General features: G+C 48.9%; 15 protein-coding genes and 1 pseudogene. 13 read left to right on the top strand and 3 right to left on the bottom strand.

Annotated features, from left to right (window positions below):
* The first annotated feature begins 184 nt into the window (after positions 1–184).
* The 12 genes from HNQ56_RS08820 (at position 185) to HNQ56_RS08765 (ending at position 11,482) form a co-directional block, all read left to right on the top strand.
* On the top strand, positions 185–673 hold the full coding sequence (locus HNQ56_RS08820; RefSeq protein ID WP_429144742.1) for a chemotaxis protein CheW: 489 nt from the start codon (positions 185–187) through the stop codon (positions 671–673).
* Positions 674–692: 19 nt separating this feature from the next.
* Complete coding sequence (locus HNQ56_RS08815; RefSeq protein ID WP_429144741.1) at positions 693–998, top strand: Dabb family protein; 306 nt, start codon at positions 693–695, stop codon at positions 996–998.
* Positions 999–1,041: 43 nt separating this feature from the next.
* Entirely contained in the window at positions 1,042–2,835 is a 1,794-nt protein-coding gene (gene aspS, locus HNQ56_RS08810; RefSeq protein ID WP_429144740.1) for an aspartate--tRNA ligase, read from the top strand.
* A gap of 4 nt (positions 2,836–2,839) precedes the next feature.
* The gene (locus HNQ56_RS08805; protein ID WP_429144738.1) at positions 2,840–3,112 is read left to right on the top strand and encodes a DUF1294 domain-containing protein; all 273 of its coding nucleotides are present in this window, start codon (positions 2,840–2,842) and stop codon (positions 3,110–3,112) included.
* A gap of 360 nt (positions 3,113–3,472) precedes the next feature.
* A complete protein-coding gene (locus tag HNQ56_RS08800) occupies positions 3,473–4,999 on the top strand; it encodes a sodium:solute symporter family transporter (RefSeq protein ID WP_429144736.1) in 1,527 nt (508 codons plus the stop codon).
* 114 nt (positions 5,000–5,113) lie between these two features.
* On the top strand, positions 5,114–6,421 hold the full coding sequence (locus HNQ56_RS08795; RefSeq protein WP_429144735.1) for a phenylacetate--CoA ligase family protein: 1,308 nt from the start codon (positions 5,114–5,116) through the stop codon (positions 6,419–6,421).
* 174 nt (positions 6,422–6,595) lie between these two features.
* On the top strand, positions 6,596–8,335 hold the full coding sequence (gene iorA / locus HNQ56_RS08790; RefSeq protein WP_429144734.1) for an indolepyruvate ferredoxin oxidoreductase subunit alpha: 1,740 nt from the start codon (positions 6,596–6,598) through the stop codon (positions 8,333–8,335).
* Between the two features lie 12 nt (positions 8,336–8,347).
* Positions 8,348–8,923, top strand: a complete 576-nt coding sequence (locus tag HNQ56_RS08785; RefSeq protein ID WP_429144733.1) for an indolepyruvate oxidoreductase subunit beta — start codon at positions 8,348–8,350, stop codon at positions 8,921–8,923.
* Between the two features lie 79 nt (positions 8,924–9,002).
* Positions 9,003–9,428, top strand: coding sequence for an ACT domain-containing protein (locus HNQ56_RS08780; protein WP_429144731.1), 426 nt, complete (start codon positions 9,003–9,005; stop codon positions 9,426–9,428).
* Positions 9,425–10,723 (top strand): phenylacetate--CoA ligase family protein, encoded by a 1,299-nt coding sequence (locus tag HNQ56_RS08775; RefSeq protein WP_429144730.1) that lies wholly within the window; start codon positions 9,425–9,427, stop codon positions 10,721–10,723. The genes HNQ56_RS08780 and HNQ56_RS08775 overlap by 4 nt, the downstream gene beginning before the upstream one ends.
* A gap of 17 nt (positions 10,724–10,740) precedes the next feature.
* Complete coding sequence (locus HNQ56_RS08770; protein ID WP_429144728.1) at positions 10,741–11,187, top strand: ACT domain-containing protein; 447 nt, start codon at positions 10,741–10,743, stop codon at positions 11,185–11,187.
* Positions 11,188–11,281: 94 nt separating this feature from the next.
* Positions 11,282–11,482 (top strand): cold-shock protein, encoded by a 201-nt coding sequence (locus tag HNQ56_RS08765; protein ID WP_429144727.1) that lies wholly within the window; start codon positions 11,282–11,284, stop codon positions 11,480–11,482.
* A gap of 178 nt (positions 11,483–11,660) precedes the next feature.
* On the opposite strand, the gene HNQ56_RS08760 is transcribed toward HNQ56_RS08765, so the two are convergent.
* Positions 11,661–12,155, bottom strand: a complete 495-nt coding sequence (locus HNQ56_RS08760; RefSeq protein ID WP_429144725.1) for a hypothetical protein — start codon at positions 12,153–12,155, stop codon at positions 11,661–11,663.
* Positions 12,156–12,218: 63 nt separating this feature from the next.
* Entirely contained in the window at positions 12,219–12,623 is a 405-nt protein-coding gene (locus HNQ56_RS08755; RefSeq protein ID WP_429144723.1) for a DUF4430 domain-containing protein, read from the bottom strand.
* A 207-nt stretch (positions 12,624–12,830) separates the two neighbouring features.
* On the opposite strand from HNQ56_RS08755, the gene HNQ56_RS08750 reads away from it, so the two are divergent.
* Entirely contained in the window at positions 12,831–13,889 is a 1,059-nt protein-coding gene (locus HNQ56_RS08750; protein WP_429144721.1) for an aldose epimerase family protein, read from the top strand.
* A 112-nt stretch (positions 13,890–14,001) separates the two neighbouring features.
* On the opposite strand, the pseudogene upp reads toward HNQ56_RS08750, so the two are convergent.
* Positions 14,002–14,630 (bottom strand): annotated as a pseudogene (gene upp / locus HNQ56_RS08745) (uracil phosphoribosyltransferase).
* Positions 14,631–14,783 lie beyond the last annotated feature (153 nt).

Below are 14,783 nucleotides of genomic sequence, written 5' to 3'. Positions count from 1 at the left end.
TGCATTATCAGCAACACATAAGATAATAGCATTTTACATCAGAAGGAAGGATTTGACCAGCTCTTACCGGTCTTTTGTTTTCCTTTTCAGCAGAAGTTGACAAGGAGATTCATCCCCTATATAATTAGAGAGAGTTGATATTAACGGTAACGAACAGAATTCCATAAAAAAAGGAGGTACATTCATGACCGATATGATGGAAGCAATATTGGAGGAAGAGGATACTCTGAAGGGGCGTTTTTTAACCTTTTCACTTGAGGGGGAGAGTTATGGGATTGAGATTAAATATGTAACCGAGATTATTAAAATCCAGGCAATTACCCAGATGCCGGAGCTGCCCGAATACATGAAGGGAATTATTAATATGAGGGGTAAGATAATTCCTGTTATGGATATTCGTCTGCGTTTTAAGAAGAAGCCGGAGGACTACAGTGATCGTACCTGCATCATTGTAATTGATATCTCAGGGCTGCACGTTGGACTGATTGTGGATCATGTAGCCGAGGTGCTGACCATTGACGGGGAGAATATCGTTGACCCGCCCCAGATCACACAGGCAGGTAACCGCTATATTAAGAGCATTGGCCGGGTAGGGAATGATGTAAAGCTGATATTAAACTGTGAGAAGCTGCTCACAGAAGAAGAGGTCAGCACCATCAGTCATGCCCTGTAAGAATGGAATGGAGGTTACTATGGTAAAACATATCGTAGCATATAATTATGCGGAAGGCTTTACAGAGGAAGAGAATCGCAGGAATGTGCAGAAAATGAGGGCGGAGCTGGAGGCCCTGGTAGGAATCATTGACGGATTGATCACACTGAAGCTGTATGATACGCCCATGGAGACCTCCGAATTCGATCTGCTGTTATACAGTGAATTGGAGAGCGAAGAAGCGCTGAGAGCATATGCAATACATCCGGAGCATGTGAGGGTGGCAGCCAATTATGTAAGACCTTTTATAAGCGGCCGTAAATGCATGGACTTTACAGTTTCTTAGGAAATATAAAAGAATGTAGATCAGATAAGGAGAATAGAAAACAATGGCTGAAGCAATGAAAGGCTTACACAGAAGCCATAGATGCACCGAGGTATCCCGGAATAACATCGGAGAAACAGTGACAGTTATGGGATGGGTGCAAAAGAGCAGAAATAAAGGCGGTATCATTTTTGTGGATCTGCGGGATCGTTCCGGTCTGCTGCAGATCATCTTTGAGGAAAGTGACTGCGGAAGTGAGAATTTTGCAAAGGCAGAGAAGCTGAGAAGCGAATATGTGGCGGCAGTTGTCGGCAGGGTGGAAGCACGTTCCGGCGCTGTCAATGAGAATCTGGCTACCGGTGATATTGAGATCAGGGCGCAGGAGATACGGATTCTATCCGAGGCGGAGACGCCCCCTTTCCCCATTGAAGAGGCTTCCAGGACAAAGGAAGAGCTGAGACTGAAGTATCGCTATCTGGATCTTCGCAGGCCCGACCTGCAGAAGAACCTCATCCTTCGCAGCAAGGTGGCTAATGTGACCCGCCAGTTTCTTGCAGAAGAAGGCTTCCTTGAGGTGGAGACTCCGATGCTGACGAAGAGCACTCCGGAGGGAGCACGGGATTATCTGGTTCCCAGCCGCGTTCATCCGGGTAATTTCTATGCGCTGCCCCAGTCACCCCAGCTGTTTAAGCAGCTGTTGATGGTGGCCGGCTATGACCGGTATTTCCAGATTGTAAAATGCTTCCGTGACGAGGATCTCCGTGCGGACAGGCAGCCGGAATTTACTCAGATCGATATGGAACTATCCTTCGTGGATGTGGATGATGTAATTGATGTGAATGAACGTCTGCTTCATAAAATGTTCAAGGAAAGCATCGGCATCGATATACCGCTGCCGATCCAAAGAATGACTTATGCCGAGGCCATGGATCGTTTTGGTTCGGACAAGCCGGATGTTCGCTTTGGCCTGGAGCTTAAGAATGTGTCCGGGGCAGTGAAGGACTGCGGCTTTGCTGTATTTACCGGAGCCCTGCAAAGGGGCGGTTCCGTTCGGGGAATTAATGCCGAGGGACAGGCGGAGATGCCGAGAAAGAAGATTGATGCTTTGGTCGACTTCGCCAAGGATTACGGCGCCAAGGGCCTGGCTTATCTGGCAATCGATGCAGAGGGCGGCTACAAATCCTCCTTTGCCAAATTTATGACGGAGGAAGAGCTGAAAGCCCTGGTGGCGGCCATGAACGGCAAGCCGGGTGATCTTCTCCTGTTTGCGGCGGACGAGGATGATGTGGTGTTCGCAGTGCTGGGAGCCCTGAGGCTGGAGCTGGCGAAGGGACTTGGCCTGCTTCATAAGGATGAATATAAATTCCTGTGGGTGACCGAATTCCCGCTGCTGGAATACTCCAAGGAAGAGGGAAGATATACTGCCAAGCATCACCCCTTCACCATGCCCATGGAGGAAGACCTTCCCCTGTTGGATACCGATCCCGGTAAGGTAAGGGCAAAGGCTTACGATATTACCTTGAACGGCACCGAAATCGGCGGCGGCTCTGTGCGAATCTTCCAGAGCGATGTTCAGGAGAAGATGTTCCAGGTTCTAGGGTTTACCAAGGAGGCGGCCTATGAGCGTTTCGGCTTCCTGCTCAATGCCTTTAAATATGGAGTGCCCCCTCATGCCGGACTGGCTTACGGCCTGGACCGTCTGGTTATGCTTATGGCCCAGGAGGACAGCATTCGTGATGTTATTGCTTTCCCGAAGGTAAAGGATGCTTCCTGCCTGATGACGGATGCTCCCAATGTGGTGGATGACAAGCAGCTGAAGGAGCTTGCAATTGCTCTGGCACTTGATCCGGAGAAGTAATCCCATGCCCTATGAAAAATATTTTATTATGGGTTATTTTGTTCTGGCAACCTTAGCTGGCTTTGCTCTCATGGGAATTGATAAGAGAAGGGCTGTGAAGAGAGCCTGGCGGATTCCGGAACGGGTTCTGATCGGAACCGCTTTCCTTGGAGGAGGTCTCGGAGCCTTCCTGGGAATGTATGTTTTCCGTCATAAGACCAGCCGTACCAAATTCCTGGTTCTGCTGCCGGTGGCTGCCGTTTTGTCGGTATTTCTGGCATACAGGCTGGGGATGTAGATACCGTTTTTATTGTTTGTTGATCGGTCTGTTGATATAGGAAAGAGTTAAGAAAGCTGCCTGCGGTCATGGAAATTCTCCTTACACCGCAGGCATTTTACATGTGATTTTTCTGCCTCCAGGGCGGACGGAATTCCGTCGGAACCCGGCGATGCAGAGTTTGCAATTAATTTAACAAAGAAAATGGATTTATATTGACACATGCGATCTAATTTGTTATTATTGCTTTAAAGTGTTGATGCTTTAAAGTATGGAAGTAACTACCATGTCAGAAGCGCAATACAAATGTAGAAAAGAACCGTGAGTGACACGCTGTGCGAGCCGCTCTGACGTTCAATAAAAACAGGGAGTGGACAAAAGATGCTTGTAAAAATAGTGTTTTTAGTAGTGTTCTTTGCCGTTATGATACTGGTAGGGATTTATGCCCGTAAGCATACCGCCAGTGTCGGTGATTTTGTATTGGGAGGAAGAGCGGTAGGGCCGTGGCTGACAGCATTTGCTTACGGTACGACGTATTTCTCGGCGGTTGTGTTTGTTGGATATGCCGGTCAGTTCGGATGGAAATACGGTTTATCCGCCACCTGGATCGGAATTGGCAATGCCATGATCGGAAGCCTGCTGGCCTGGCTGGTGTTGGGACGCCGGACCCGTGTTATGAGTCATCATTTGAAATCCACCACCATGCCGGATTTCTTTGGAAGCAGATTTGACAGCAAATCTCTGCGCATTGTTGCTTCCGCGATTGCCTTCGTATTCCTGGTGCCTTACACGGCCTCGGTATATAACGGTTTATCCAGGCTGTTCGGAATGGCCTTTCATGTGCCCTATTGGGTGTGTGTATACGCCATGGCAATCCTTACCGGAGTGTATGTCATTCTGGGAGGCTATATGGCTACAGCCATCAACGACTTGATTCAGGGCATTATCATGCTGGCAGGTATTGTGGCCGTTATAGGAGCCGTGCTCAGCAACAACGGCGGCTTCCTGGATGCGGTGAAGGAGCTGGCTAAGTTCGAGAGCGAGGCTGCCATAACCCAGGGCCAGCCGGGAGCCTATACCTCCTTCTTCGGACCGGACCCGCTGAACCTTCTGGGTGTGGTTATCCTCACCTCCCTGGGGACCTGGGGACTCCCGCAGATGGTACATAAATTCTATGCCATTAAGAATGAGAAATCCATTCGTTCGGGAACGATTATTTCAACTATATTTGCAATTGTGATATCCGGTGGCTGTTATTTCCTGGGAGGCTTCGGAAGACTTTACAATGGAGGGGAAATTTATAAAGCAGATGGGACGGTGGTATTTGACGCTATCATTCCTCATATGCTGTCCTCCTTATCCGATGTACTGATAGGAATTGTGGTTGTACTGGTACTGTCCGCATCCATGTCGACCCTGGCGTCTCTGGTTATGACATCCAGCTCCACCTTGACCCTGGATTTTATCAAAGGCAATCTCATAAAGAACATGAGTGAGAAGAAGCAGATTCTGGTTATGAGAATCCTGATTGTATTCTTTATTGCCATCTCCGTAGTGATTGCATTGAACCCCAACACCTTTATTGCCCAACTAATGGCAATCAGCTGGGGGGCCCTGGCCGGCTCCTTCCTGGCGCCGTTCCTGTACGGACTGTACTGGAAACGCACCACCAAGGCGGCTGTATGGACAAGCTTTGCAACTGGTGTGGGTATTACCGTCTCCAACCTGTTTCTCAAATATATTGCATCGCCCATCAATGCAGGTGCAATCGCCATGCTGGCAGGGTTAGTGGTAGTACCGGTGGTGAGCCTGATCAGTCCGGCATTGGATAAGAAGAAGGTACAGGAGATATTCTCCTGCTACGAGGAAACCGTAACGGTGCATACAAAGAAATCCATTGAAGAATAACAAAATAAATCCAGTTAAAACGACGGGGAGAGAAAGCCTGTGATACGGGCTTTCTTTCCCCATGTATGTGTTTTTTCGATAGAATAGTAAATAAGGATATGGAGGAATGAAAAAATGATTTGGGCCAAAGAAGAGACACTTTCCAGAGAAGAGATGGAGAAACTGCAGCTGCAGCGTTTGCAGGAAACACTGAACAGAATCTATGCCAAGGTACCGGCATACCGCAGCAAGATGGAGGAAGGGGGCATAAAGCCGGAGGATATAAAAAGCCTGAAGGACTTAGAAAAGCTGCCCTTTACCAATAAAGCGGACCTGAGAGACAATTATCCCTTTGGTTTATTTACCGTACCGAAGAAAGAGCTGGTGCGTATCCATGCCTCCTCAGGAACGACAGGAAAGCCTACCGTGGTAGGGTATACGGCAAAGGATATGGATATCTGGACGGAATGTGTCTCCAGAATCGCCGTGATGGGTGGCGCGGAGAAGGAAGATGTGGCCCAGATCTGCTTTGGCTATGGAATGTTTACCGGCGCACTGGGACTCCATTATGGTCTAGAGAATATCGGAGCCGCCGTCTGCCCCACCTCTTCCGGCAATACCCAGAAACAGATCATGTATATGCAGGATTTTGAGACCACTCTGCTGGTAGCAACGCCTTCCTATGCCCTTCACCTGGGCGAGGTAGCATGGCAGATGGGTTTTGATCCGGCAAAGGATCTGAAGGTGAGAATCGGCCTGTTCGGCGGAGAGGGCATGACGGAGCCCATGCGCCAGGAGATGTATAAGATCTGGGGGAAGGAAATAAAAGTAACGCAGAACTATGGCATGAGTGAGCTTATCGGACCCGGCGTATCCGGGGAATGCCTGGAGCTGTGCGGAATGCATATCAATGAGGATCATTTTATTCCGGAGATTATCGATCCCGAGACCGGCAAGGTGCTGCCTCCCGGCTCCAAGGGCGAGCTGGTAATCACCTGTATCACCAAGGAAGCGCTGCCGCTGATCCGTTACCGCACCAAGGATATCTCCCGGCTGATGTATGAGCCTTGTAAATGCGGCAGAACTACGGTACGCATGGAGAATCTCTCCGGACGTTCCGACGATATGCTGATCATCCGCGGGGTCAATGTATTCCCCAGCCAGATCGAAGAGGTCCTGCTGAAGGTTCCGGAGATCGGAGCCCATTATGAAATCGTTGTGGACCGTAAGAACTTCCTGGACTTTATGGAAATAAAAGTGGAGCTGGCGGATGAATCCCTGCTGGATTCCTATACACGTCTCGGAGAGCTGGAGCGGCGGATCAAGTCGAATCTCAGAGTAGTGCTGGGCCTGGATGCCACAATCAAATTGGTTGCGCCCAGAAGCTTGCAGCGTTTTGAAGGGAAAGCAAGGCGCGTTACTGACTTGAGGAAGGAAAAGTGAGTATGCCTTGCTTATGCAAGGCGCGTTACCGGCTTGAGGAAGAAGATGTAACATACGGGCGAGAAAAGGAAAGCCGGTTTCGCGCATAGAAACCGCTTTGCATCAGGGGAAAGATGTGATAGAATTAGCATAGAATTCAGGAGTATGTGACAGATTGGAAAGGAGATTTACATAGTGGAAGAAAAAGTTATTATGCTGGGAAATGAAGCCTTTGCGAGAGGGGCCTATGAGGCCGGCTGCAAGGTTTCGGCTGCCTACCCGGGCACTCCCAGCACGGAAATCAGTGAATATATTGCGAAATATGGGGAAATTTATTCAGAGTGGTCACCCAATGAGAAGGTGGCGATGGAGGTGGCTATCGGAGCATCCGTTAGCGGTGTGCGGGCGCTGGCATCCATGAAGCATGTGGGGCTGAATGTGGCGGCGGACCCTCTCTTTACCGTATCCTATATCGGAGTGACCGGCGGACTGGTGGCAATTATTGCGGATGACCCAGGCCTGTACAGCTCCCAGAATGAACAGGATACCAGGGCAATCGCAAGAGCAGCCAAGGTACCGGTGCTGGAGCCCTCGGACAGCCAGGAGGCCAAGGATTTTGTGAAGCTTGCCTTTGAACTCAGTGAAAAATATGATACACCGGTCATTGTCCGTTCGACCACAAGACTCTCCCATTCCCAGGGCATGGTGGAGCTGGGAGAGCGCCTTCAGAAGGAGGACAAGCCCTATGTGCGGGATGTGGCGAAGAATGTAATGATGCCCGGCAATGCAAAGGGGCGGCATCTGGTGGTGGAAAGCAGGGAGAATGCTCTGGAAAGGGACGGCAGCAGTCTGCCTGTCAATAGGGCAGAGTACCGGGACACCAGCATCGGCTTCATCACCTCCGGAATTCCGTATCAATATGTGAAGGAGGCTTTCCCGGAGGCCAGTGTACTCAAGCTGGGCATCGTGAACCCGCTTCCGAGAAAGCTGATTGAAGAATTCGCGTCCAAGGTAGATACCTTATATATTGTAGAAGAACTAGACCCGATTATTGAAGAGCAGGTGAAGTCCTGGGGAATCAAGGCTATCGGGAAGGAGATACTCACAGTCCAGGGAGAATATTCGGCAAATCTGCTGAAAAAGGCAATTTCCGGTCAGCAGCCGGAGCAGGTTCTTCCGGCACAGGTGCCCGGCAGACCTCCGATTCTCTGTCCCGGTTGCCCTCACAGGAGTGTATACTCTGTTTTGAATAAACTTAAGATCCATGCTGCGGGGGATATTGGCTGCTATACTCTTGGAGCCGTGGCACCCTTAAGCGTGGTAGATACCACCGTATGCATGGGAGCCAGCATCTCCACCCTTCACGGAATGGAGAAAGCAAAGGGGAAGGATTATATCCGGAACTGGGTGGCGGTAATCGGAGATTCCACCTTTATGCATACCGGAATCAATTCCCTGATTAACATGGTCTATAATAAGGGAACCGGCACGGTTATGATTCTCGATAACTCCACCACGGGAATGACGGGACATCAGGATCATGCCGCCACCGGCAAGACCCTGAAGGGAGAGGAAACCTATGCCGTGAATTTGGCAGAGCTCTGCCGTGCAGTGGGAGTAAGACGGGTCTTTGAAATCAATGCCTTTGATACCGATACTCTGGAGAAGGCCATTAAGGAAGCCGCATCCGCAGAGGAACCGACGGTTATTATAACGAAGTCCCCCTGTGTGCTGTTAAGTAAGGCACCGGTTAAGCTCCAATACCGTATTCTGCCGGAGGTGTGCAAACGGTGCGGCATGTGTATGAAGCCTGGCTGTCCCGCCATCACCAAGCGGGAGGACGGAACCATAGTAATCAATGACACCATGTGCACCGGCTGCGGCCTCTGCCGGCAGGCCTGCAAATTCGGCGCAATCGAGCCGGTTGAGCGATAGGAGGAGAAGACTATGGAGACGAAGAATATAATGATTGTTGGTGTCGGAGGGCAGGGAACCCTGCTCACCAGCCGAATATTAGGAGCCCTGACCATGCAGGCCGGCTATGATGTGAAGCTGTCCGAGGTTCATGGAATGGCTCAGCGCGGCGGCAGCGTAGTTACCTTTGTCCGCTATGGAGATAAGGTGTATGAGCCCATTGTGGAGGAGGGGCAGGCGGATCTCCTCATCGCCTTTGAACGCCTGGAAGCATTGAGATATGCCCATTTTCTCAAGGAAGACGGCGCCATGGTTGTGAATGATAACCGGATTGATCCGATGCCTGTTGTCATCGGCGCCGCCAAATACCCGGAGAATATTCTGGAGGATCTGGAGCAGAGCCACAGAATCTACAGTGTGGATGCGCTGGAGGAAGCGAAGAAGCTGGGAAACAGCAAGGTCTTCAATATTATTGTGTTGGGAGTCGCCGCACAGCATATGAATTTCTCCCGGGAGGAATGGCTGAAGGTAATCGAAGAGACGGTTCCGCCCAAGACAATTGATATCAATAAACGGGCCTTTGAGGTGGGATATCATTTGCACGGATAAAGTAAATTAATTCGCTACAGCTTAGAATGAAATAGTCCCGCGAAAGACAGGCGGGCTATTAGAAGGAGGGGGCAGGATAATGATTAAACAGCTTTCTGTATTTGTGCAGAATGAGAATGGAAGTCTGGCCGGGGTGACCTCGGTTCTGAAGGACAATGAAATTAATCTGCGGGCAATCGCATCCTTTGATACACCGGAATTTGCAATTCTCCGGATTGTAGTGGACCAGCCGGAGAAGGCGAAGGAGGTGCTGAATGCCGGGGGCTTCGCAGTTAAGGTGTCCGAGGCGGTTGCGGTTGAGCTGGAGGACAAGCCAGGCGTACTGGATGGCATGCTGCATGTGATCGCGGATGCCGGTATCGGCATCAATTATATTTATTCCATCGTAGTCCGCAGCGGAAAGATTCCGCTGATGATTCTCAATACCGGAGACCTGATAAAGACAGCCTCCGTCTTAAGAGAGCATGGATATATCGTTGCAGAGCAGGAGGATATTACCGCATGATTTGGAATGAGACAAAGGAATGTATGAGCCGTGATGAAATTCATAATCTGCAGAGCGTACGGCTGAGGAAAATGGTAGACCGGGTGTACCACAGTGTAGAGTTCTACCGCAGGAAAATGCAGCAGATGGGTCTGGAGCCGGGAGATATCCAAAGCATCGATGACCTGGATAAGCTTCCTTTTACAACGAAAGAGGATCTTCGGGATAATTATCCCTTTGGATTATTTGCCGTACCCCAGTCGGAGGTGGTACGAATCCATGCTTCCTCCGGCACCACCGGCAAGGCCACCGTTGTAGGCTATACCAGAAAGGATATTGACCTATGGCAGGAATGCGTGGCAAGAGTGCTTGCCATGGCAGGTGTGGGGCCCCAGGACAAAATCCAGGTGGCCTATGGATACGGCCTGTTCACCGGCGGTCTGGGCCTTCATTACGGTGCGGAGAATCTGGGGGCTACGGTTATCCCCATGTCCTCCGGCAATACCCAGAAGCTGATTACCATGATGGAGGATTTCGGAGTAACGGCCATTGCCTGCACGCCTTCCTATCTGCTCCATATTGCGGAGACTTTGGAGGAGACGGGCCGGATCGGCAATATCCAGCTGAAGGCGGCTATCTGCGGCGCGGAGCCCTGGACCGAGAACATGAGGAAGGAAATCGAGACAAGGCTGAATCTGAAGGCCTATGATATCTACGGGCTGAGTGAAATCCTGGGGCCCGGTGTGGCTGCCGATTGTGAATACCATAACGGACTTCATGTTTATGAGGATCATTTTGTACCGGAGATTATCAATCCGGAGACCCTGGAGCCCTGTAAGGAGGGTGAAGTGGGAGAGCTGGTATTTACCACCATTACCAAGGAAGCCCTGCCCCTGTTCCGGTATCGGACGAAGGACCTGACCAGCATTACCTATGAGAAATGCCGATGCGGAAGAACCATGGCCCGGATTGACCGGTTTAAGGGACGCTCTGACGATATGCTGATTATCCGGGGAGTGAATGTATTCCCGTCCCAGGTTGAGACGGCACTGCTGGAAATAGCGGAGACCAGCCCCCACTATCTTCTCATTGTGGACCGTGTCAACAACCTGGATACTCTGGAGGTGCAGGTGGAGGTAGAGGAGCGGTTTTTCTCCGATGAGATCAAGCAGTTGGAGGGACTGACCCGAAAGATTACTCAGGTGCTCCAATCCGCCCTGGGCCTGGCTGTAAAGGTGAAGCTGGTGGAGCCTAAGACCATACAGAGATCGGAAGGAAAGGCCAAGAGAGTCATAGACAAGCGGAAACTCGTCTAAATGGAAGGAGGAGGACTATGGTTATAAAGCAATTATCGGTGTTTATCGAGAATACCAAGGGCAGCCTGGAGCGGGTTACGGAAGCCCTGACGGAGCACAATATCAATATTGTGTCCTTCAGTCTGGCGGATACTTCGGAATTCGGACTTCTCAGGATGATCGTATCCGACCCGGAGGAAGGCAGGAGAATATTGAAAGAGGAAAATTTCTCCGCCATGCTGACGGATGTCATTGCAGTAAAGATTGAACAGAAGCCGGGAACCCTTCACAAGGTGCTGAAATGCCTGGCGGATGCAGGCATCAGTGTAGAATATATGTATACGCTGGCGACTGCCGGAAGAGACACTTCCATCATCATGAAGCTGTCTGACCTGGCGGATGGTTTAAAGCACCTGGTTTCCAATGGTTACGGCCTGTGTATCGCTTCGGAAGCATACGAACTAAATCACTCTGTCGACAAATAACATTTGACATGGTATGGAAAGAGTGATATCATAAACTTGTTGTCAGAATACTGACAATTAATAAATATTATTTTTTATTTTTGGAGGAATTAGCATGAACAAAGGTACAGTTAAGTGGTTCAACAATCAGAAGGGATTTGGATTTATCTCCGATGAGCAGGGCAATGATGTATTCGTACACTACAGCGGTCTTAACATGGATGGCTTCAAGTCTTTAGAGGAAGGCCAGGAGGTTGAGTTTGAGGTAGTTCAAGGAGCAAAGGGCCCTCAGGCAACAAATGTAACAAGATTATAATCAATGTTGGGTTTACAGTGTACCTTTTTCTAGTATATAAATTTAGTCTTGATTAAGAAATAAGTTTATAAAGAAATGGCTATATTGTTTGGGACAGTTGATTAAGGAGCTGTTGCAGCGATGGGTGGAGCATCTATCGCTGCAACAGCTCATTTTCATACCGGCCAGGTGCCTGATCTCAGCACATTATCTTTCGGTGGATTCGATCCAGTACATGGTAAAGAGGATGGAAGAGCAGCAGGGTAATAATAAAATTACCGATGCAGTGTGCGATATCGAAAGGAATACCGGCAATCCAGTAGCTGACGGCAGAAGGAAGCCCGCTGAGGAACAGATTGGGGATGGCGCATAATGCACCGAAGGCCAGTCCGTAGAAACCGGACAGGATGGCCCACAGCAATACGGAACGCTGCCTGCGGAATAACATAACTGCAAAAAACAGGAGAGTCCAGATATACAGATAGTTAATCCACCAAAGGCTTATACCGTAGATCATACCTTCCACTATTACAAAAACATAGATGATGTAAAGGGTTTTCCTGCCAAAGACCAGGGTGTACAAAATAATAAACAGCGAAACCAGTTCTATATTGGGAAGGAAGCTAAGAGCTACCTGAACGGTAATTAATATGGCACTCATTATCCCGATCAATGCAATATCCTTAATTCTCATAGCCGCCCCCCTGTCAGTCTTCTTTTGTGACGGATAAAGCCTCTGCGATTGGCAGGCACTGCATTAATAACCCACCGTCAAGGTAATCTCGTATTTATCACCGTCAGCAATTGCAATGGAATCCACTCCATATTCCACTGAAGCACCGTCCTTGGTAATACACCACCATTCCTGCTTGGCAGAATCGGCGCTTCGTCCGTTGACCTCCGTAATAAATAAACCATATTCCGAATCGGAGCCCTGAATTAGATCCTTTTCTTCCAAAGCCTGACGCAGATATTCTGCATCCGTATGGAGGGTGAATTTCTGTGCCTCTTCTTCAGGAATTATAACTTCAATGGCGATTTCCTTGGCGCCCTTTTGAGGCTCTGGTTTAAATCGGTTATAAATCAGTACCATAGCCAGAATGACCAGCACCATGGCCAGACAGGAAATAATAACTCGTTTTATCGTATTGCTTTGCTTCATTTTGTTTTCTCCTTCTGTGAAACGCATATACCGTATTTCGATTTATTAACGCCCCCAAGTATAACATTAGGGCTGGGAGCTGTCAATTGAGTAAAATACATACAAAGAAAATATTTGATATTTTACATGATTATGTTATAATGAAATGTAATTGTCATAGCAGAGTGCATAAACTCATGAAATAAAAAATAAGGAGTAGAAAGAAACATGGAGATTACACAGAAATCATTTGGTAAAACAACAAAAGGGGAAGAGGTAACTCTGTATACCCTGTCCAATCGCAATGGAATGAAGGTTTCCCTGACTAATTTTGGAGCCAATATTGTAAGTATTATTGTTCCGGATGCAAAAGGGAACTTTGCTGATGTGAATTTGGGATTTGATAACCTGGCGGGCTATGAGGAGAATGGGCCGGGCTTCGGTTCCTTTATCGGCAGACATGCCAACCGGATCGGTGATGCCAGATTTGAATTGAACGGCAAGGTATATGAATTGGACAAGAATGACGGTAAGAATAATCTTCATGGAGGCTTTCACGGCTATAATAAATTTGTGTATGAGGCAGAGGTGTATGAGGATGAGGATATCGTAAGCGTTGAGTTCTCAAGACTGAGCCCCCACATGGAGCAGGGATTTCCCGGCAACCTGGATGTGGCGGTAACCTACAGCCTGACCGAAGGCAATGAACTGGTAATTGAATATCTTGCGGTATCCGATCGGGACACCATTGTCAATCTCACCAATCATGCTTACTTTAACCTGGCCGGACATAATTCCGGATCGGTTTTAGATCACAAGGTATGGATTAAGGCAAACCAGTTTACACCCACCACGGCAGATTTAATTCCTACAGGGGAATTACGGGATGTTGCCGGGACACCGATGGACTTCAGAACCATGAAGACCATCGGCCGGGATATTGATGCGGATTATGAGCCCCTTGTCCTTGCCGGAGGATATGATCACAATTATGTACTGGACATTAACGGCGGCCAGGTGGAGAAGGCGGCGGAGCTGGTGGATGAAAAGAGCGGCAGAAGGATGGAGGTATTTACCGACCTTCCCGGCATCCAGTTCTATACCGCCAATATGTTGACTCCGGTGAATAACAGCAAGAACGGAGCAGATTACCGAAAGAGATACGGTGTCTGCTTTGAGACACAGTATTTCCCCAACTCCTGCAATATCAGCGGATTTCCTTCCTGCGCGCTGAAAGCGGGAAAGGAGTTTGATACGGTTACGATTTATAAATTCTCAACTTTGTAATTAGTCCGGTTTATTCCATATAGGCCGCGAACATACAGAAGGGGCTGCGCACTATGGTTGATCAGTGCGGCGGCCCCTGTTGTTTGCTTTCTCATGCGGATGCGGTATCTAATTATTTGGTTCCGTAGATTCTGTCCCCGGCATCTCCGAGACCGGGAAGGATATATCCCTTTTCATTTAATCTCTCATCCAGATTACCGATATAGATCTCGACCTCCGGGTGAGCCTTGGTAAGCCGCTCCACGCCTTCCGGGGCTGCAATGAGACAGAGGAAATGGATCTTGGTAATTCCTCTTTTCTTCAGAATGTCGATTGCCGCCACAGCGGAGCCTCCCGTAGCCAGCATGGGATCTACTACAAAGATCTCACGTTCCTGGGCGTCGGAGGGAAGCTTGCAAAAATATTCCACCGCTCCAGGGTCTCTTCATTGCGGTATAAGCCAACATGTCCCACCTTTGCACTGGGGATCAGATTGAGAATACCGTCCGCCATATGAAGGCCTGCTCTCAGAATGGGGACGATACATAGCTTTTTACCGGCGATTTCCTTTACGGTGGTGGTGACAAGCGGGGTTTCAATTTCTATGTCAGTAAGCGGAAGCTTGCGGGTCGCTTCGTAGCAGATCAGCATGGCAACCTCGGATACGAGATCACGAAACTCCTTGGTGGATGTGGTTTTACGTCTCATAATTCCCAACTTATGATGGATTAAAGGGTGGTCCATAATCATTACATTTGACATTTTTCTTCCTCCTGGGTTAGTTTTCTAATGAACAGGATTCTCAGACAGCAATACTCTCTAATCTCCTGATGAACCTTTACTACCGAACATTATAACAAATTATTCGGCTACATTAAAGAAAAAAATATATTTTGTTAGAAAAAGGCCGAAACA

The sequence above is a fragment of the Anaerotaenia torta genome, from assembly GCF_050433395.1.
In the GTDB taxonomy this organism is placed as follows: domain Bacteria; phylum Bacillota; class Clostridia; order Lachnospirales; family Lachnospiraceae; genus Mobilitalea; species Mobilitalea torta.
This window is presented reverse-complemented; position numbering and strand designations above follow the sequence as displayed.

What these genes read in the sequence shown, in the direction of transcription:
- HNQ56_RS08800 (WP_429144736.1), top strand. Translation starts at nt 3,473, where the DNA reads ATGCTTGTAAAAATAGTGTTTTTAGTAGTGTTCTTTGCCGTTATGATA.
- HNQ56_RS08805 (WP_429144738.1), top strand. Translation starts at nt 2,840, where the DNA reads ATGCCCTATGAAAAATATTTTATTATGGGTTATTTTGTTCTGGCAACC.
- HNQ56_RS08780 (WP_429144731.1), top strand. Translation starts at nt 9,003, where the DNA reads ATGATTAAACAGCTTTCTGTATTTGTGCAGAATGAGAATGGAAGTCTG.
- aspS (WP_429144740.1), top strand. Translation starts at nt 1,042, where the DNA reads ATGGCTGAAGCAATGAAAGGCTTACACAGAAGCCATAGATGCACCGAG.
- HNQ56_RS08815 (WP_429144741.1), top strand. Translation starts at nt 693, where the DNA reads ATGGTAAAACATATCGTAGCATATAATTATGCGGAAGGCTTTACAGAG.
- HNQ56_RS08760 (WP_429144725.1), bottom strand. Translation starts at nt 12,155, where the DNA reads ATGAGAATTAAGGATATTGCATTGATCGGGATAATGAGTGCCATATTA.
- HNQ56_RS08755 (WP_429144723.1), bottom strand. Translation starts at nt 12,623, where the DNA reads ATGAAGCAAAGCAATACGATAAAACGAGTTATTATTTCCTGTCTGGCC.
- HNQ56_RS08795 (WP_429144735.1), top strand. Translation starts at nt 5,114, where the DNA reads ATGATTTGGGCCAAAGAAGAGACACTTTCCAGAGAAGAGATGGAGAAA.
- HNQ56_RS08765 (WP_429144727.1), top strand. Translation starts at nt 11,282, where the DNA reads ATGAACAAAGGTACAGTTAAGTGGTTCAACAATCAGAAGGGATTTGGA.
- HNQ56_RS08820 (WP_429144742.1), top strand. Translation starts at nt 185, where the DNA reads ATGACCGATATGATGGAAGCAATATTGGAGGAAGAGGATACTCTGAAG.
- HNQ56_RS08750 (WP_429144721.1), top strand. Translation starts at nt 12,831, where the DNA reads ATGGAGATTACACAGAAATCATTTGGTAAAACAACAAAAGGGGAAGAG.
- HNQ56_RS08770 (WP_429144728.1), top strand. Translation starts at nt 10,741, where the DNA reads ATGGTTATAAAGCAATTATCGGTGTTTATCGAGAATACCAAGGGCAGC.
- HNQ56_RS08785 (WP_429144733.1), top strand. Translation starts at nt 8,348, where the DNA reads ATGGAGACGAAGAATATAATGATTGTTGGTGTCGGAGGGCAGGGAACC.
- HNQ56_RS08775 (WP_429144730.1), top strand. Translation starts at nt 9,425, where the DNA reads ATGATTTGGAATGAGACAAAGGAATGTATGAGCCGTGATGAAATTCAT.